General features: G+C 72.9%; 14 protein-coding genes. 12 read left to right on the top strand and 2 right to left on the bottom strand.

Annotated features, from left to right (window positions below):
- Window positions 1-72 precede the first annotated feature (72 nt).
- The 9 genes from solA (at window position 73) to CHC05_RS34415 (ending at window position 10281) form a co-directional block, all read left to right on the top strand.
- A complete protein-coding gene (gene solA / locus CHC05_RS34455) occupies window positions 73-1257 on the top strand; it encodes an N-methyl-L-tryptophan oxidase (protein WP_245871368.1) in 1185 nt (394 codons plus the stop codon).
- Between the two features lie 44 nt (window positions 1258-1301).
- Window positions 1302-2294, top strand: a complete 993-nt coding sequence (locus CHC05_RS34450; RefSeq protein WP_245871367.1) for a cobalamin biosynthesis protein — start codon at window positions 1302-1304, stop codon at window positions 2292-2294.
- Window positions 2291-3823 carry a cobyric acid synthase gene (locus tag CHC05_RS34445; RefSeq protein WP_089254831.1) on the top strand — a complete coding sequence of 511 codons (1533 nt, stop codon included), beginning with the start codon at window positions 2291-2293 and terminating at the stop codon, window positions 3821-3823. Before CHC05_RS34450 ends, CHC05_RS34445 begins: the two co-directional genes overlap by 4 nt.
- Entirely contained in the window at window positions 3820-4389 is a 570-nt protein-coding gene (locus CHC05_RS34440) for a uridine kinase family protein (RefSeq protein WP_089254830.1), read from the top strand. Before CHC05_RS34445 ends, CHC05_RS34440 begins: the two co-directional genes overlap by 4 nt.
- Window positions 4390-4631: 242 nt before the next feature.
- Complete coding sequence (locus tag CHC05_RS34435; protein ID WP_089254829.1) at window positions 4632-5738, top strand: M48 family metallopeptidase; 1107 nt, start codon at window positions 4632-4634, stop codon at window positions 5736-5738.
- A gap of 32 nt (window positions 5739-5770) precedes the next feature.
- Entirely contained in the window at window positions 5771-7144 is a 1374-nt protein-coding gene (locus CHC05_RS34430; protein WP_089254828.1) for a dipeptidase, read from the top strand.
- 53 nt (window positions 7145-7197) lie between these two features.
- Window positions 7198-7404 (top strand): hypothetical protein, encoded by a 207-nt coding sequence (locus CHC05_RS34425; protein ID WP_089254827.1) that lies wholly within the window; start codon window positions 7198-7200, stop codon window positions 7402-7404.
- Window positions 7405-7480: 76 nt separating this feature from the next.
- Window positions 7481-7852 (top strand): glyoxalase superfamily protein, encoded by a 372-nt coding sequence (locus CHC05_RS34420; protein ID WP_089254826.1) that lies wholly within the window; start codon window positions 7481-7483, stop codon window positions 7850-7852.
- Between the two features lie 872 nt (window positions 7853-8724).
- Window positions 8725-10281: an ATP-dependent DNA ligase gene (locus tag CHC05_RS34415; RefSeq protein WP_089254825.1), complete on the top strand. Its 1557-nt coding sequence runs from the start codon at window positions 8725-8727 to the stop codon at window positions 10279-10281.
- Window positions 10282-10290: 9 nt separating this feature from the next.
- On the opposite strand, the gene CHC05_RS34410 is transcribed toward CHC05_RS34415, so the two are convergent.
- Window positions 10291-10860: a GNAT family N-acetyltransferase gene (locus CHC05_RS34410; protein ID WP_089254824.1), complete on the bottom strand. Its 570-nt coding sequence runs from the start codon at window positions 10858-10860 to the stop codon at window positions 10291-10293.
- On the bottom strand, window positions 10857-14354 hold the full coding sequence (locus CHC05_RS43325; protein ID WP_342745713.1) for a cobyrinic acid a,c-diamide synthase CobB: 3498 nt from the start codon (window positions 14352-14354) through the stop codon (window positions 10857-10859). The genes CHC05_RS34410 and CHC05_RS43325 overlap by 4 nt, the downstream gene beginning before the upstream one ends.
- Before the next feature lie 144 nt (window positions 14355-14498).
- Between CHC05_RS43325 and CHC05_RS34400 the strand changes: the two genes are divergently transcribed.
- The 3 genes from CHC05_RS34400 to CHC05_RS34390 all read left to right on the top strand — a co-directional run bounded on the left by CHC05_RS34400 (window position 14499) and on the right by CHC05_RS34390 (window position 17614).
- The gene (locus CHC05_RS34400; protein WP_089254823.1) at window positions 14499-15305 is read left to right on the top strand and encodes an SURF1 family cytochrome oxidase biogenesis protein; all 807 of its coding nucleotides are present in this window, start codon (window positions 14499-14501) and stop codon (window positions 15303-15305) included.
- Between the two features lie 316 nt (window positions 15306-15621).
- Window positions 15622-16218 (top strand): hypothetical protein, encoded by a 597-nt coding sequence (locus CHC05_RS42865; RefSeq protein ID WP_245871366.1) that lies wholly within the window; start codon window positions 15622-15624, stop codon window positions 16216-16218.
- A 37-nt stretch (window positions 16219-16255) separates the two neighbouring features.
- Window positions 16256-17614, top strand: coding sequence for an APC family permease (locus tag CHC05_RS34390; RefSeq protein WP_089254822.1), 1359 nt, complete (start codon window positions 16256-16258; stop codon window positions 17612-17614).
- The last annotated feature ends 106 nt before the right edge of the window (window positions 17615-17720 follow it).

Here is a 17720-nt window from a genome sequence, read left to right as displayed (position 1 = left end):
GTGCGACGCGTCAGGGTGGATTACGCATCTCCTGTCCGCTTCCGAATGCGCGGTTGCGTTTAGGCTGCCGGAATGGAAATGACCGGCAGCCGGCCCGAGGTCATCGTCGTCGGGCTCGGCACGATGGGCGCGGCGGCCGCGTACCACCTGGCCAGCCGTGGCATGCGGGTGTTGGGAATCGACCGGTTCACGCCGCCGCACGGGCGCGGTGAGCACGCCGGCGGGTCGCGGATCATTCGTCAGGCGTACGCCGAAGGTCGTGCCTATGTGCCGTTGGTGCAGCGCGCCTACGAGCTCTGGCAGCAGCTCGGTGAGCTCGCCGGTGTCGAGCTGATGACCCGCACCGGCGGGCTGATGGTCGGCCGCGAGGACTCCGCGCAGGTGTCCGGTGCGTTGGCGTCCGCGCGCGCCCATTTCCTGGAGCACGAGCTGCTCGACGCCGACGCGATCCGGCAGCGGTTCCCCGCCTTCACGCCCGCCGACGACGAGGTCGGGCTCTACGAGCGGGCCGCCGGCATCATCCGTCCCGAGGCCGCGATCACCGCTCACCTGCGCCTGGCCGAGCGGTCGGGCGCCGATCTGCGCTACGGCGCCACCGTCGGCGGCTGGGACGCGACCGAAGACGGCGTGACCGTGCGGGTCGACGGCGACACGATCGAGGCCGACCGGCTCGTCGTCTGCCCGGGGCCGTGGGCCGCCGACCTGCTGCAGATGCCCGGCGCACCTGTCACGCTGGAGAGCCGGATGCAGCACTACTGGCTGCCGGCCGACGTCTTCGCCATCGGGCGGTGCCCCGTCTGGATCTGGGAGCCGAGCGACGACCAGGTGGGGTACGGCGTGCCCGCGTTCGCACCGCCCGCCGACCTGCACGACCTCGGCCCGGGCGTGGGTGCCGTGGTCAAGGCCGCGTTCCACAGCGGTGAGCGGCCCGCCGACGCCGAGCTCGGCGCACCCTCGGCGACCCCCGACGACCTGGCGACGATGCTGGCGTGGCTGGGTGGGCGGATGCCGGCGCTGGCCGACGCCAAGTACCTGGAGGCCAAGCCGTGCCTCTACACGATGACGCCCGACAGCGACTTCATCCTCGGCCCGCACCCGGAAGCGCCCCTGGTGACGTTGGCAGCCGGCTTCTCCGGGCACGGCTTCAAGTTCGCACCCGTCATCGGCGAGATCCTCGCCGACCTGGCCCAGACCGGCTACACGCTGCACAACATCGACCAGTTCGCGCCGGGCCGGTTCACCGCGAAGGCCGCCTGAGGCGGTCCCCGAGGCGGCCATGAGCCGGCCGCTAGGGTGATCATGTGGGATGGCTGGCGGTGGACCGGGTGAGTCTCGGCGGGCGGGCGGCCGACGCCGCCGGGCTGTTGGCCGGGTACGGGCTCGACGCGTTGCTCGGTGACCCGCGCCGGTTCCATCCGGTCGCCGGGTTCGGCACGCTCGCGCAGCGCCTGGAACGCCGGGTCTATCGCGACGACCGCCGCGCGGGGGCCGCGTACACGCTGATCGCCGTCGGCGCTCCCGCGATGCTCGGGGTCGCGGCGGCGCTGGCCACGCGCGGGCGTCCCGTGTCCCGTTTCGTGGTGACCGCGGCCGCGACCTGGACCGTGCTCGGCGGGCGGACGCTGCGGGCCGAGGGACGGCGGATGGCCGGTTTCCTGCGCGGCGGCGACCTGCCCGGTGCGCGGCGGCGGCTGAACTACCTGTGTGGTCGCGATCCGGCCGCGCTCGACGAGGCGGAGTTGGCCCGGGCGACCGTCGAGTCGGTCGCCGAGAACACCTCCGACGCGGTCGTCGCGCCGCTGTGGTGGGGTGCCGTCGCTGGCGTGCCGGGGCTGCTGGCCTACCGCGCGGCGAACACCCTGGACGCGATGGTCGGTCACCGGTCGGCGCGCTACGCCCGGTTCGGCACCGCTGCGGCCCGGCTCGACGACGTGCTCAACCTCGGTCCGGCCCGGCTGACCGCGCTGTTGACGGTGGCCTCCGCGCCGCGGGTCCGGGGCCGGCGGGCGGAGGCGTTGCGGGTCTGGCGGCGGGACCGGGCCGACCACCCGAGCCCCAATGCCGGCCAGTGCGAGTCGGCGATGGCCGGTGCGCTCGGGGTGCGGCTCGGTGGGCGCAACGTCTACTTCGGACGCAGCGAGACCCGCCCGTACCTCGGCGACGGTCCGCGTCCCGACTTCCGCCACATCGCCCGGGCGGCGAAGCTGTCGGGGACGGTCGGGGTCGCCTCGGTGGCGCTGGCGGCGGCAGTCGCCTTCGCGAGACCCCGGCGCCGCGCGGCGGTCGCCCGGTGAACGGCGGCCTGCTCGTCGCCGGCACCACCTCCGACGCCGGCAAGAGCGTCGTCACGGCAGGCATCTGTCGCTGGTTGCGCCGGCAGGGCGTACGCGTGGCGCCGTTCAAGGCCCAGAACATGTCCAACAACTCGGCCGTCGTGGTCGGTCCGGACGGGCGTGGCGGCGAGATCGGGCGGGCGCAGGCGATGCAGGCCGCCGCCTGTGGGATTCCGGCCGAGGTGCGCTTCAACCCGGTGCTGCTCAAACCGGGCAGCGACCACTCCAGCCAGGTCGTCGTGCTCGGCGAGGCGGTCGACCGGGTCGACGCCGGCAACTTCCGGGCGCTCAAGTCGCGGCTCGCCGGCGTCGTCTTCGAGACCTTCGACCAACTGCGCACCGAGTACGACGTGGTCGTCTGCGAAGGCGCGGGGAGCCCGGCGGAGATCAACCTGCGGGACACCGACTTCGTCAACCTCGGCCTGGCCCGGCACGGCCGCCTGCCCACCGTGGTCGTCGGCGACATCGACCGCGGCGGCGTGTTCGCGGCCATGTTCGGCACGGTCGCGTTGCTCGACCAGGCCGACCAGGACCTCGTCGCCGGGTTCGTCGTCAACAAGTTCCGTGGCGACCGCGGGCTGCTCCAGCCGGGCATCGATATGCTGGAGCGGGTCACCGGACGCCCGACGTACGGCGTGCTCCCATGGCATCTCGACCTCTGGTTGGACGCCGAGGACTCGCTTGCCTACGGCAGCACGCTCGGGCGGCCGGCGGCGCCGCACGGCAGCGAATGGCTCGACGTGGCGGTGGTGCGGCTGCCGCGCGTCTCGAACGCGACCGACGCCGAGGCGCTCGCGACCGAGCCCGGCGTGCGGGTGCGGCTGACCATCGAGCCGGCCGACGTCGCCGCCGCGGACCTGGTCGTGCTGCCCGGCAGCAAGTCCACCGTGGACGATCTGCGCTGGCTGCGGGAGACCGGTCTGGCTTCCGCGATCGCCCGCCGGGCCGAGGCCGGGCGGCCTGTGCTCGGGATCTGCGGCGGCTACCAGATGCTCGCGCGGGCGATCCACGACGACGTCGAGAGCGGCCGGGGCACCGTCGACGGGCTCGGCCTGCTGCCGATCGAGGTCACCTTCGACCCCCGCAAGACCGTGACGCTCGCGTCGGGCACTTCTAGCGGCGGTTTGCCGGTGCGGGGTTACGAGATCCATCACGGGTACGTTTCCGCGGGCGCGCCTCCGGCTCCGCTGCTGACCTATCTGGACGGTCGGCCGGAGGGGGCCCGGGACGGGGCGGTGTTCGGCACGCACTGGCACGGGGCCTTCGAGTCCGACGGGTTCCGGCGCTGGTTCCTCGGCGAGGCGGCGCGGCTGTCGGGCCGGACCGGATTCACAACCGCTCCGGGTACGGTGTTCGCCGCCGTCCGGGAGCGCACCCTGGACCTGCTCGGTGACCTGGTCGAGGAGCACTTGGACACGGACGCGCTGTGGCGGCTGGTCGAGCGTGGTGCGCCCGCCGGGCTGCCGTTCGTGCCGCCCGGCGCACCGTGACGACCTTCGACGGGTTGGCGCGGCGGATCCTGCGGCGCCGACCTCGGCTGGGGCAGACGCGGCTCGTCGCCGTCGACGGGCCGAGTGGCGCGGGTAAGACGGTGCTCGCCGAGCGACTCGGGGCCGCGCTCGGTGACGTGCCCTTGGTCCACACCGACGACTTTCTCGACGGTTGGGACGACCAGTTCTCGTACTGGTCGCGGCTCGACGAGTTGGTGCTCGGGCCGTTGCGGTCGGGTCGGCCGGGGCGGCATCGGCGCTACGACTGGGCACGGGGTGCGTTCGCCGGGCCGTGGATTCCGGTGCCGGCGGCGCCTGTCGTTGTGCTGGAAGGGTTCGGGTCGATGCGGGCCGGGCCCGAGTTGGCGTTCGCGGTCTTCGTGACCGCGCCCGGTCCGTTGCGTCTTCGGCGGTCGTTGGCGCGGGACGGTGTCGACACCCGGCCGGAGCTGCTGCGGTGGCGGCGGCGGGAGAACAGGCATTTCGCTGTTGATCGGACCGCTTCGCGTGCGGACGTGGTGGTGTCCGGGGTCTGGAGCGACGAGCCGGTCCTGCTCTCTCGCTGACCCGGGGCGGTGTTGTCCACAGGGGTTGACCGGCGTGCTCCTTCGTGCAGCGGTCGCACGGTCGCGCGTATCCCCTGCAAGGTTCCATGATCTTTTATCTTTTGGTTTCGGCGCTACGCGGCCTGAACTTGTTGTCGGGATGTGGATATACGACCGGTCAGTGGTTATCCACAGGCATAGACGCACGCCGTGCCGTGGTGCACGCTGGTTGGACGACAGGCAGCGGCGACCCGGGGGAGCCCATGACCAGTGACGAGCAGGGCGAGACGCTTCCCGTCCGCAGACGGGTGGTGCTGACTGGCATCAGCTCGCGGGCCTGGGAGCACCCGGCCGATCGTGGCGCGTTGACCGCGTTGCGCGAGCTACGTGGCTTCGACGACGTGGTCAAGGCGTTCTTCGGCATGTGGAACGAGCGTGGGTTCCGGCTGACCTACCTGGCCTCCTCGATCCGCGTCGACCACCGGCAATATCCGCGGGTCTACACGCTCTACACCGAGGCCGCCCAGGCGCTCGACCTACCCGAGCTACCCGACCTGTTCGTGCGGCAGTCGCCGCGGCTCGGCGGCATGGCGATCGGGCTCGACAAGCCGTTCGTCGTGATCAACTCCGCCTCGGTCCAGCATCTCGACGACGAGGAGCTACGCACGCTGCTCGGGCACGAGCTCGGCCACGTGCGCAGCGGGCACGCCGTCTACAAGACGATCCTGATGATCCTGACCCGGTGGGCCGCCAACCTGAGCTGGCTGCCGGTCGGCGCGATCGCGTTGCGGGCGATCATCGCGGCGATGCTGGAGTGGTGGCGCAAGGCCGAGCTGTCCGCCGACCGCGCCGGCCTGCTGGCCAACCAGGACCCGGCGGCCGCGCTCCGGCTGCTGATGAAACTGGCCGGCGGCGGTGACCTCAGCCAGATCGACACGGCGGCGTTCCTGGAGCAGGCGGCCGACTACGACGGTGGCGGCGACCTGCGCGACAGCTTCCACAAGATCCGGATGACCGCGTGGAGCACCCACCCGGTGCCGGTCGCCCGGGCCGCCGACCTGCGCCACTGGGTCGACTCCGGCGACTACGCCCGGATCCTCGGCGGCGACTACCCGCGCCGCGACGACGACCGCGACGCCAGCGTCAGCGAGGAGATCAAGGCGGCCGCCGCGTCCTACCGTGAGGCGTTCGGCCGCACCCAGGACCCGCTGGTCGGCCTGCTGCGCCGGCTCGGTGACAGCGCGAGTGACCTGGGCGACTGGGCCGGCACCGGCGCGGCCCGGGCACGCGACTGGGTGGCCAATGCCGCCGACGCCGCCGGCCGGGCCGCCCGAGGGCGTCCCGACGACCCCACCACCAACGGCGGGTGAGCGGCTGATCCAGGGCGGCTTACGATCACGGGATGACCGCTGCCATCCCCACCGAGTCCGAGCTGCGCGCTGCGATCGAGCGCGAGATGCCCGGCGTCCGTGCCGACCTCGAACGGCTGATCCGCATCCCGGGCATCGCCTTCGATGGCTTCGACTTCAGCCAGGTCGAGCGCTCCGCCGAGGCGGTGGCCGAGCTGCTGCGCGGCTGCGGCCTCGACGTGTCGATCGTCCGCAACGGCGGGCAGCCCGCGGTGATCGGTCACCGGCCGGCCCCCGAGGGCGCGCCGACGGTGCTGCTCTACGCGCACCACGACGTCCAGCCGGTCGGTGACCTCGCGCTCTGGAAGTCCGAGCCGTTCGAGCCGACGGAGCGCGACGGGCGGCTCTACGGCCGCGGCGCCGCCGACGACAAGGCCGGCGTGATGGCGCACGTCGCGGCGCTGCGGGCGTTCGGCGACGCGCTGCCGGTCGGCGTCGTCGTGTTCGTCGAGGGCGAGGAGGAGTTCGGCTCGGAGTCGCTGGGCGGGCTGCTGGAGGAGCACCGCGAGACGCTGCGCTCCGACGTCATCGTGATCGCGGACTCGGGCAACTGGGACATCGGTGTGCCGGCGCTGACCACCTCGCTGCGGGGGCTGGTCAACTGCTTCGTCGAGGTACGCGTCCTCGAGGCGGCGGTGCACAGCGGCATGTTCGGTGGGGCGGTGCCGGACGCGCTGACGGTGTTGTCGCGGCTGATCGCCACGTTCCACGACTCGGCGGGCGACGTCGCGATCTCCGGGCTGTCGTCGCGCGACTCGGCGGTCGTGGACTACCCGGAGGACCGGCTGCGGGAAGAGGCCGGGTTGATCGACGGGGTGTCGTTCATCGGCACCGGGCGGCTCACCGACCGGATCTGGAACCACCCGACGGTCTCGATCCTCGGCATCGACGCGCCGCCCACCGCGGGTGCGCCCAACGCGCTGATCCCGGCCGCGAAGGCCAAGGTCAGCGTCCGGCTGGCGCCGGGTGAGGACCCGAAGCACGCGTACGCGGCGATCGTCGAGCACGTCGAGAAGCACACCCCGTGGGGCGCCGTGGCGTCCGTGGTGCTGGAGTCCGACGGCGCACCGTGCGAGATCGACACCAGCGGGCCGATGTTCGCGGCCGGCCGCTCGGCGTTCCGGGCCGCCTGGGACGGCGTCGAGCCGGTCGACATGGGCGTCGGCGGTTCGATCCCGTTCATCGCGACGTTCCAGGAGATGTTCCCGGCGGCGGCCATCCTGGTCACGGGCGTCGAGGACCCGAACTCCAAGGCGCACGGCCCCAACGAGAGCCTGCACCTGGCGGAGTTCCAGCGGGTATGCCTGGCCGAGGCGCTGCTGTTCGCCAACGTCGCGGCGACCGCCGCCCGCGGCACGGTTGGGTGACTCTTCGATCTCTGGGCAGCTTTTTGTCGGGGGTATGGCCTACGCTATCGAACATGAGTACGAACGAGGCCATCACGCGGCTCGGCGCCGCGGTCAGTGCACTGGGAGACCTCGATGTCTCCGCGTGGTCGGAGGAGGCCCTCCGCGAACAGCTCGGCGAGCTGTCGGTGAACCTATGCGCCCTCGACGCCCTGCTCGCCAAGGTCGCCGACGGCGTGCGCGCCCGCGGCCTACGGATCGAAGAGCCGGTCGCCGCTTGACCCGATCGGGGGTCGGCCCTGGCCGACCCCCGACAATCGGGAAGAAGTTGTCGCACCCGGTCGCTAACGTCGCTCCATGGACTGGAAGATTGAGCTCGTAGCCATCCCCGTGACCGACGTCGACCGAGCCAAGTCGTTCTACGTCGACCAGTGCGGCTTCAACGCCGACCACGATCACCAGGTCAGCCCTGACCTCCGCTTCGTGCAACTCACCCCACCCGGCTCGGCCTGCTCCATCGTCCTGGGCACCGGCATCACCGAGATGGCGCCGGGCTCGCAAAAGGGCGTGCAGGTCGTCGTCGCGGACGCGGCCAAGGCCCGGGAGCAACTCATCAGCAAGGGCGTCGAGGCGAGCGAGGTCGACATCCAGGCGTGGGGGCACTTCGTCTACTTCGCCGACCCGGACGGCAACACCTGGTCGCTCCAGCAGATGCCACCCCGAGGCTGACCCGATGTGATCGCGCGGCGGGGCGGCGTGCCGGCCGCGGCGAATGGCCGCCGCGGCCAGGCGCGGCCCCGCCGCGATCGCCAGGTGCGGGCTCGGATCGGCCCTCTTTTTGACCGACGACCGCTTATGGACGGGCGCCCGGTGGGCGGCGCGGCGCTCCGGTGGCCACGCAGCGGCCCGGAGGGCTGACGGCGCGGTTTGCGCCGTAATGCGGGTGGCGGGCGTGGCGCGGGCTGAGCGGGGGTTGTTGCGCTTGCGCGGCGCGGCTGCCGCGGCGCAATGGCGGTCGGATGGCGTGGCTGCGCGGCGCGGCGGTCGGATGGCGCGGCGTAATGGCGGTTGGGTGGCGTGGCTGCGCGGCGGTGACGTAATTCGGCTGCGGGGGTTGTGGTGCCCGCGTGGTGCGGCCGCAAATGGCACGGCTGGCGGGGCCCCGCGACCGTTTGGCGGCTGCCGTGCGCGGCCGGCTGGGATCATCTGCGGGGACGCCCTTGCGGAGATCGCGGCGCGGGCTCGCCGCCCACACCTCGCGCAGCCGGCCGGGGGAGTGGGTCGGAGCCGGACCGGTCTGCCCCTGTGGGCACCGATTTCTCAACCTCGCCGGGATGTTCGCGTGGCGCGGGCTTGGCGGGGTGTGGTGCGGCCGGGTGGCCTCAGGCGTTCGCGTTGGGCCGCGCGCGTCCTTACGCGGCGATGGCGGTGGGCTGCGTTAGCGCGGGCGACGGGTAACGGGCCGCGCGGGCCTGCGGTGAGCGCGCCCCTGCCGCCGCTACCTGCCGGCGCCGTTCTTCGACGTTGGTTCTTGCTGTTGCCTGTGGGGCGGGTGGGATCCGTGGCCGACGGTTGTCGTACCCGGGTGTCAGGATGTTCAGATGCTGTTCGCAGATCTTGCCGCGACCTCGGCAGCGGTGGCGGCCACCTCGAAGCGGCTCGCCAAGGTCGATCTGCTCGCTGCCGCCCTGCAGGGGCTCGAGCCGGGTGAGGTCGAGGCCGGGTCGGCCTACCTCGCGGGTGAGTTGCGGCAGCGGCAGACCGGGGTCGGCTACGCCGGGCTGCGCGACCTGCCGCCGCCGGCCGAGCAGCCGTCGCTGACCGTCGGGGCGGTCGACGCCGCCATCGCGGAGATCTCCATGGTCAGCGGGAGCGGCTCGCAGGCGCGGCGCAAGGGGCTGTTGGGCGCGTTGTTCGCGGCCGCCACCGTCGACGAGCAGCGGATGTTGCGGGGCTTGTTCAGCGGTGAGCTGCGGCAGGGTGCGCAGGCCGGGCTGCTTGCCGACGCGATCGCGCGGGCCGCCGACGTGCCGGGGCCGGCCGTGCGGCGGGCGCTGCTGCTCGTCGGCGACTTCAAGACCGTCGCGGTCGCGGCCCTCGACGGCGGGGTCGGTGCGCTCTCCGAGTTCACGCTCCAGGTGGGGCGGCCGCTCGCGCCGATGCTCGCGTCCAGCGCGCCGAGCGTCGACGAGGCGCTCGACGCCACCGGAGCACCGGCCGCGGTCGACGTGAAGCTGGACGGCATCCGCATTCAGGTGCATCGCAGCGGTGACGACGTCGCGGTGTTCACCCGCAGCCTCGACGAGATCACGCCGCGGCTGCCCGAGGTGGTGGCGGCGGTGCGGTCGCTGTCGGCGCGCGACCTGGTGCTCGACGGTGAGGCCATCGGGATCGACGCCGACGGGCGGCCGCGCCCCTTCCAGGAGACGGCGAGCCGGGCGGCGACCCGCGGGGCGCGCCGTGGTGCGCCCGCCGCGCCGGTCGCCGACGGGGTGACGCTGACGCCGTACTTCTTCGACGTGCTGCACATCGACGGCGCCGACCTGCTCGACGCGCCGGGGGTCGAGCGGTGGGCGGCGCTGGAGGCGGCCCTGCCCGAGTCGCTGCGGGTGCCCCGCACGATGGTCGACCGGCCCGAGCAGGCCCAGGACTTCTACGCGAAGGCGCTCGACGCCGGCCACGAGGGCGTGGTGGTGAAGGCGGCGACCGCGGCCTACGACGCCGGGCGGCGTGGTGCCGCCTGGGTCAAGGTCAAGCCGCGGCACACGCTCGACCTGGTCGTGCTGGCCGTCGAGTGGGGCAGCGGGCGGCGCACCGGCTGGCTGTCCAACCTGCACCTCGGGGCGCGCGATCCGCGTACCGGCGGGTTCGTCATGCTCGGCAAGACCTTCAAGGGGTTGACCGACGAACTGTTGCGCTGGCAGACCGAGCGGTTCCAGGAGTTGGCCGTCGACAAGGGCGACTGGGTGGTTCGGGTGCGGCCCGAGCAGGTGGTCGAGATCGCCTTCGACGGGGTGCAGACCAGCCCGCGCTACCCGGGCGGGGTGGCGCTGCGGTTCGCGCGGGTGCTGCGCTACCGCGACGACAAGACGGCCGACGAGGCCGACACGATCGACACCGTGCTGGCCATCCACGCCGGGCGGCCGATCACGCCCTGACGCCTGCGGTCAGCGCAGGTCGGCGGCGACGAACGACCAGACCTCCAGGTCGACCCGGCCGCTGTGCACGTGGCCGGCGTTGCGCAACAGCCCCTCGTACGTGAAGCCGGCCTTCTCCGCCACCCGCCGCGACGCCGTGTTGCCCGGTGCTACGCGCAGCTCGATGCGCTGGAAGCCGTGCTCCAGGATCAACGCGATCGCGAGGGCGTCGACCGCCTCCGGCGCGATGCCGAAACCGCGGGCCTCGGGTGCGATCGCGTACGAGATCTCGGTGACCTTGGCACCCCAGTCGGTGCGTTTGGTCCAGAGGCAGCCGACCAACCGGTCGTCTTCGCGCCGCACGATGCCGTAGTGGTCGCCGGCGCCGCTGTCGCGCCGCTCCTGGGCCATCTCCGTGCACCACGCGGTGCCGTCGATCTGGCCGAAGTCGCGCGGAAAGGGCAGCCACCGCTGGGTCTGCTTGTCGGCGAAAATCTCGGTGACCGGCTTGGCGTCCTCGTCGGCGAGCTGCCGCACATGCACGCGCGGCGTCGAGACCCGCAGCACCGGAAACTGGCGCAGCGGAAGTTGGCCCCTCACCCGATCCCCCCGTCGTCGTCCCGCGTTCGCCCGCCGCCGGCCTGCCGCGGCGGGTGTGGCGCCCGCCGCACCGCTACCGCCGGCACCTCGGCCGTGCCGCCGTCCAGAGCCCCGTCGACCGCCGCCAGTCCCGACAACGTCTGGTCAACGCCACCGGGTACGGGCTGCCCACCCGTGACAGGCGCCACTCCCCACTGGCTGTTGGGCCGACCGTCGTCATGGGGCCGACCACCGGCGCCGGCCGGTTGATGCGGCACGCCGGCCTGCCCACCGCCGTCATACGCCGGTCCGAAACCACCGTGGCCGGGCGCCTGGACACCGGACGGCTGACCGCCGGGCCCATAACTACCGCCATGTGGCGGGAAGGGTCCGTCGTGACCGTGCGCGTCGGGGCCGTGGTTGCCGCCATGTGGCGGGAAGGGTCCGTCGTGACCGTGCGCGTCGGGGCCGTAGTTGCCGCCATGGGGCGGGAATGGTCCGTCGTGGCCGTGGGTGCCGGGACCGCCTGCGTGGTGGCTCTCAGCGGGCAGCGCCCGGAACGGTGCGTCGTGACCGGGAGCGCCCGGTCCGTAGTTGCCGTCCTGCGGCGGGAATGGTCCGTTGTGGCCGTGGGTGCCGGGACCGCCTGCTTGGTGGCTCTCACCGGGCAGCGCCCGGAACGGTGCGTCGTGACCGGGAGCGCCTGGCCCATAGGTGCCGTCCTGCGGCGGGAACGGTGCGTCAGGGCCGTGGGTGCCAGGACCGTCCGGGCTGTGGTTGTCGCCGCGCGGCGGGAACGGTGCGTCAGGGCCGTGGGTGCCAGGACCGTCCGGGCTGTGGCTGCCGCCGCGCGGCGGGAACGGTCCGTCATGCCCGTGGGCGTCGTGTGCGCCTGGTCCGTAGTTGCCGCCCTGCGACGGGAACGGTCCGTCGTGACCGTGGGTGCCAGGACCGTTTGGGCTGTGGCTGTCGCCGCGCGGCGGGAACGGTGCGTCGTGGCCGTGGGTGCCGGGACCGTCCGGGCTGGGGCTACCGACATGCGGCGAGAAAGGTGCGTGGGCTTCGGGAGCGCTTGGTCCGTGGTTGCCCGCGTGCGTGGGAAATGGTCCCTCGTGGCCGTGGACGCCGGGAACGGCTGGTCCGTGCGGTGGCAACGGCCCGTCGTGGCCATGGGCGACGGCAGGGCCGTGGTTGCTGCCACGCGGCGGCGCGAACGGTGTCGCCTGACCGTGGGCGCCAGGCGCGCTCGGTCCGTGGCCGCCGCCAACAGCCGCGTTGGGCGCCGGCTGTCCCGGGGACACCGGCGGACCGAACCCGCCGCCCGTCCACTCGGACGCCGCCGGTCCGCCAGGGCCGAAGCCGCCCGCGTTCCATTCGGGTGCTGTCGCCTCGCCCGCCCGATAGCCGCCGCCCGACCATTCGGATCCCGCCGCGCCGCCCTCGTCGAAGCCGCCGCTGTAGGCAGGGACGCTCGAGACCGCGTCCGGCCCCCCGCGCTGGTCGAACCCGCCGACATCGTGGGCAGGTACGCCCGACGGCTGACCGGCCGACGCGACGCTGCGCGGAGCGAACGGCGCCTGCGCGTACCCGTGCGCCGGCACGCCCGAAGCCGGGACCGGGGCGACGCCCGGACCGAAACCACCCGCGGACGCCCGATCGCTCTGGCCGACACCGTCGTCCGGAGCCGGCGGCCGCTCTCCAGCCGGGAACTCACCGCCGCCGCCCCGGCCCACCGGGAAGCCGAACTCGGCCGCCCGCCGCTGTTCGACGGCTTCCGGCCGCGGCGCCGGCTCGCCGGGCGGCATCGCCGGCGCATACCCGTCGCCTGCCCGCGCGCCCGGCACCCCGGCGAACCCGTAACCGTCGGTCACCTGTTCACCACCGGCGAACCCGCGTGCATCGGCCGGGTCTCCATCGGACTGAGTCGGCGCCGGAACGACCCGCAGCCGAGGCGGCCCGGAGACCGACGGCGCCTCAGTGGTCTCGGCGTCGGCAGCGTTGGCCGGCACCGCCCGCAGCCGCGGCGCACCCTCAGCGGGAGACGTACCGTAGTCGAGCGCGCCGGCCTCGTCACGCGGCCCGCCCACCACCGGCACGGGCCCGGTCGGCTGCGCCCACGAACCGGCGGGTGCCGGCCCGTCGCCGGGTCGGGCGGCGAGCACCAGCCGGCGGGCGATCTCCGGGAAGCCGGCCCAGTGCAAACTGAGCTGCGACGCGTGCACCCGGCGCCAGACGAAGCCCTCGGGCGTGCCGTTGTTCCAGGTCCAGGCGGGGGTCTGGCCGGAGCGCGGGTTGACCACGCCCCGGTGCTGCTTGTAGCCGACCACCCGCGCGCCGACCTCGGCCACCGCGGTGGTCGCCCGCGCGGTCGCGTCGCGGTAGCCGACGATCATCTGGTCGCCGGTGCTGCCGGTGGCGTCGAGCACCCCACACATGGGGCGCCCGTCGAACGACTGGGCGAGCCAGAGCAGACCGGCGCCTTCGGCGACCACCGGGCGGCCCGAACGCGCGAGGTCGGCCACGTCGGCGCAGAGGCGGCGGTTGGCGGACAGCTCCTCCGCGTACGCCTCCGGAAGCGCACCCCCGATGACCAGGGCGTCGGTGCCTTCGGGCAGCAACTCGTCGCGGAGTGGGTCGACAGGGATGACAGTGGCGCCGGCGGCTTCCAACAGCTCGCGCGTCTCCGCGTACGTGAAGGACAACCCCTGGCCGCCGGCGAGCGCGACGACCGGGCGGCGGCCGACCAGGACGGCGGCCGTGTCGCCGGGTGCGAGCGCCAGCTCACTGGCCGGTGACCAGGGCGTGGCCGGCAGGTTGGGCGCCGAGTGGGCGAGCGCGAGCAGGCCGTCGAGATCGACCGCGCCGGCGACCGACTCGCCGAGGCGGCGGATGCCGCGCAGCGCCTCGACCTCGCGGTGCAGGACCGGGACCACGCCCTCGTGCCGCGGCGGCAGCGTCGACGGCAGGTCGCGGCGGCGGAGCGCGCCGTAGACCGGCACGCCGATGTCGTCGAGCGCCTCGCGGAGCAGCTGCTCGTGGCGGTCGGAGGCGACCCGGTTGAGGATCACACCCCCGAGCCAGGTCAACTCGTCGTACGCGCGGAAGCCGTGCACGAGCGCCGCCACCGACTGGCCCATGGCGCCAACGTCGACGACCATGATCACGGGTGCTCGGAGGGCGGCGGCGACACCGGCGGTGGAGTCGGTCTCGACCCGGCCGGCGAGGCTGTCGAAGAGGCCCATCGTGCCCTCGACGACGGCGATGTCGCGGCCCTGCGCCGCGTGCGCGAACAGCGGTGCCACCCGGTGCGCGCCGACCAGCCGGGGGTCCAGGTTGCGCCCGGGGCTGCCGGCGGCGGCGCCGAGATAGGCCGCGTCGGTGTGGTCGGGGCCGACCTTGAACCCGACGGCGGACAGGCCGCGGCCGGCGAACGCGGCGAGCAGCCCGACCGCCAGCGCGGTCTTGCCGTGGCCGGACGACGGCGCGCTGACCACCACCCGGGGCACGGCGGACATCGGCGACTCCTCGGCGGAAAAAGGTGAGCCGTCCGACGATACCTAATGCGCCCGACAACATCAGGCTGACGACACATCGACCAATCTGGTACGCGGGGTGACCGCACAGAAAACCCGTCATACCCCCGCAGTAGCCTCTCTGGCGTGTACCGGTTCCTGCTGACCCCCCGCTGGCTGGGCTTCCTCGCGCTCGCGCTGGTCGCCGCCACGGTGATGGTGCTGCTCGGCAACTGGCAGCACGGGCGCTACGAGCTACGCAAAGCGGTCAACCACCGGATCGACGTGACGGGCACCATGACGCCGGTGCCGCTCGACACCATCATCACGGCGGGTGGCACCACGGGCACGCCCGGTCCTGGTCCGTGGTCGGCGGTCGAATGGACCCGGGTGACGACGACCGGCGAATACGACCCGGCCAACGTGGTCCTGGTCCGCGGCCGCACGGTCGACAACAAGGTCGGCTTCGAGATCGTCACACCGCTCCGACTATCCGACGGGTCGGCGGTGCTGGTCGACCTGGGCTGGGTGCCGGCGGCGCCGGGTGGCGGCGCCTACGCGCAGCCCACCGTGCCGCCGATCCCCACGGGCCAGGTCACCGTGACCGGCGCGGTCAAGCTCTCCGAGAGCCGCGGCACGGCGGTCGACCGCGCCGAGGGCAAGCTGGAGACCCGCCGCATCGCGGTGCCGGAGATCGCGGCCGAACTGCCCTACCCGGTGCGCGGCGCGTTCGTGCAGCTCGACACCCAGGCGCCGGCCGCCGACGCGGGCTTCAAGGCGGTCCCGCCGAACTACGAGAACGACTGGCTCAACCTCGGCTACACGGTCCAGTGGTGGCTGTTCGGCGCGATGACACTGTTCGCGTTCGGCTGGGCCGCCCGCCGCGAGGCCCGCGGCCCCCGCGAACGCGGCGACCGGGCAACCCCGGAGCCGGAGCTCGCCAGCACCGCCTGACGGCGCAGCCCGGGTCCTGTCGACGCCGGTGTTCGAAGGGGCCGTCAGGTCATCGGTCGGTGCTGGCTTGTCACGGAGCGTCCTTGCGGCGCCAGGCATCCACGAGCCGAGAGGTTGCCCGGCGTTGCCGGCGGGTAGGCAGGGCGGGCTATCTGCGCGTCCACGGGTGTGGAGGTTGTCGGGGGGCGCTCGCTGGCTGGTTGGGATCGGGCATCCACAATGCGGGAAGCCGTCGGCGGTCGGTGATGTCGTGGCGCGTGGTTGTCGGTGGTGGGCAGTAAGGTGCCGGGAAGTAGCCGCGACGAGGGGGTGCGTGATGGGCACGGAGCCGACGCTGCCGCTTCCCGGGGCGGGGGAGCCCGGTCAGTTCCCGCCGGCGACCGATCCCTGGTCGACGCCCGACCTCGGGCCCATGCCGGACCCGACCTCCGACCCTGGGCCCCTCTACGCCTCGCCACCGCAGCCGACCAGTGGCCCGCCGCAGCAGCACGTCAGCGGGCCTCCCGTCTCGCCGTCCGGACCGCCGACGCCTCCGCCCGGGGCATTTGCGCCCGGTGGGGACGCGACCGTCGTCGCGCAGATCGGTGAGATTCAGGTGACCTCCAAGCTGGTGCACACGCCGGCCGGCAGTTTTCCGCTCGCCGGGTCCACCTGGCAGGTCAACGACTTCTGGCACACCGAGCAGAAGACGCCGACCTGGGCCGTGCTTACCGCGATCTTCGGTTTCTGCGTGCTGACCGTCTTCAGCCTGCTGTTCCTGCTGGTCAAGGAGACCGTCCACCGCGGAACGGTGCAGGTCACGGTCAGCAACGGCCGCCATCAGTACGTCGCCCGCAACGCCGTCAGCAACCAGGAGCAGGTGCAGTACCTGCATCAGCAGGTCAACTACGTGCGGGCGCTCGCCGCCTTGTGAGGCATGCCACAGCGCCCGTCTGGGTATGGCGCCTCGCATGACCACCGACACCGACACGACAGATCCGACCCGGCCCGCCGGCGAAGGCCTGCGCCGGGTGATCTCGCGGCCGATGCTGACCTTCTTCATCGTCGGCGACATCCTCGGCGCCGGCATCTACTCGCTGACCGGTGCGGTCGGCGGCGAGGTCGGTGGTGCGATCTGGGCGTCGTTCCTGGTCGCGTTCGCGTTGGCGTTCCTGACCGCGTTCGCGTACATGGAGCTGGTCACCAAATATCCGCAGGCCGCCGGCGGCGCGCTCTACTGCGACCGGGCGTTCCGGATCAAGTTCCTGAGCTTCCTCGTCACCTTCGCGATCATGGCGTCCGGCGTCACCTCGGCGACGTTCGCCGCGAGCCGGATCGGCGGTGACTACTTCACCGGTCTGTTCGGCGTCGAGGACCCGCCGATGGTCCTGATCGGAATCGTCTCCATCCTGCTCGTCGCGGCGGTCAACCTGTGGGGCGTGGCCGAGTCGGTCCGGGTCAACGTCGTGATCACCTGCATCGAGCTCGCCGGCCTGCTGTTCATCATCGGGGTCGGCGTCGTCGTGCTCGGCGGGGGCGACGGCGACCCGGGACAGGCGTTCACCTTCTCGGGTACGGGCTTCGGCGTCGTCACCGGCCTCCTGTCCGGCGCGGCGACCGCGTTCTACGCCTTCCTGGGCTTCGAGGACTCGGTCAACCTGGCCGAGGAGACCGAGGAGCCCAGCCGGTCGTTCCCGCCCGCCATGATCACCGGCCTGGTCCTGGCCGGCGTGGTCTACCTGCTGGTCGCGTTCACGGCGGCGATGACCGTGCCGCTCGACGTGCTTACCGAGTCGACCGCCCCGCTGCTCGAAGTGGTCCGGCTGGGCGCCCCCGACCTGCCGGTGACCGAGCTCTTCTCGGCCGTCTCGATCATCGCGGTGACGAACACGATGCTGATCAACATGCTGATGGCGAGCAGGCTGCTGTACGGCATGGCCCAACGCGACGTCCTGCCGGGCGCCTTCGGCCGGCTCGGCGTACGCCGTACACCGTGGGTGTCGATCGCCTTCACCACCGCGATCTCGATCGTCCTGCTCTTCTTCGTGGACGACCTCGGCGACCTGTCGGACACCACGGTCCTCCTGCTCACCGCGGTCTTCCTGCTGGTCAACCTCTCGGCCCTGTACCTGCGCCGCGACCCGGTCGACCACCCGCACTTCCGGGCCCCGACCGTGGTCCTGGTCCTCGGCGCCGTGGTCTCGCTGATCTTCCTGCTGCCGATGGTCCGCGAAGCGTCGATCTACGTCCTGGCCCTCTGGCTTCTGCTGGGCGGCGTGGCACTGTGGGCCCTCAACTGGGCCTTCCTCCGCAGGTCGGCGGCGCGCTAGAGGAGCAGGTCCGAAGTCGATGAATCCGCCGACCCGGTCTGGATCATGCCCGGGCTGCGGCGGTGGGATCACGCGGGCGACGAGGGCCTGGTCAGCGAGTCGCGGC

This window comes from Asanoa hainanensis (assembly GCF_900188485.1).
In the GTDB taxonomy this organism is placed as follows: domain Bacteria; phylum Actinomycetota; class Actinomycetes; order Mycobacteriales; family Micromonosporaceae; genus Asanoa; species Asanoa hainanensis.
The sequence above is the reverse complement of the archived record's forward strand: the minus strand, read 5'-3'. Positions and strand labels throughout refer to the sequence as shown.

Bases quoted from the DNA above. Each gene is read 5' to 3' on its own strand.
- solA (WP_245871368.1), top strand. From the start codon at position 73: ATGGAAATGACCGGCAGCCGGCCCGAGGTCATCGTCGTCGGGCTCGGC.
- CHC05_RS34435 (WP_089254829.1), top strand. From the start codon at position 4,632: ATGACCAGTGACGAGCAGGGCGAGACGCTTCCCGTCCGCAGACGGGTG.
- CHC05_RS34430 (WP_089254828.1), top strand. From the start codon at position 5,771: ATGACCGCTGCCATCCCCACCGAGTCCGAGCTGCGCGCTGCGATCGAG.
- CHC05_RS34425 (WP_089254827.1), top strand. From the start codon at position 7,198: ATGAGTACGAACGAGGCCATCACGCGGCTCGGCGCCGCGGTCAGTGCA.
- CHC05_RS34420 (WP_089254826.1), top strand. From the start codon at position 7,481: ATGGACTGGAAGATTGAGCTCGTAGCCATCCCCGTGACCGACGTCGAC.
- CHC05_RS34415 (WP_089254825.1), top strand. From the start codon at position 8,725: ATGCTGTTCGCAGATCTTGCCGCGACCTCGGCAGCGGTGGCGGCCACC.
- CHC05_RS43325 (WP_342745713.1), bottom strand. From the start codon at position 14,354: ATGTCCGCCGTGCCCCGGGTGGTGGTCAGCGCGCCGTCGTCCGGCCAC.
- CHC05_RS42865 (WP_245871366.1), top strand. From the start codon at position 15,622: ATGGGCACGGAGCCGACGCTGCCGCTTCCCGGGGCGGGGGAGCCCGGT.
- CHC05_RS34390 (WP_089254822.1), top strand. From the start codon at position 16,256: ATGACCACCGACACCGACACGACAGATCCGACCCGGCCCGCCGGCGAA.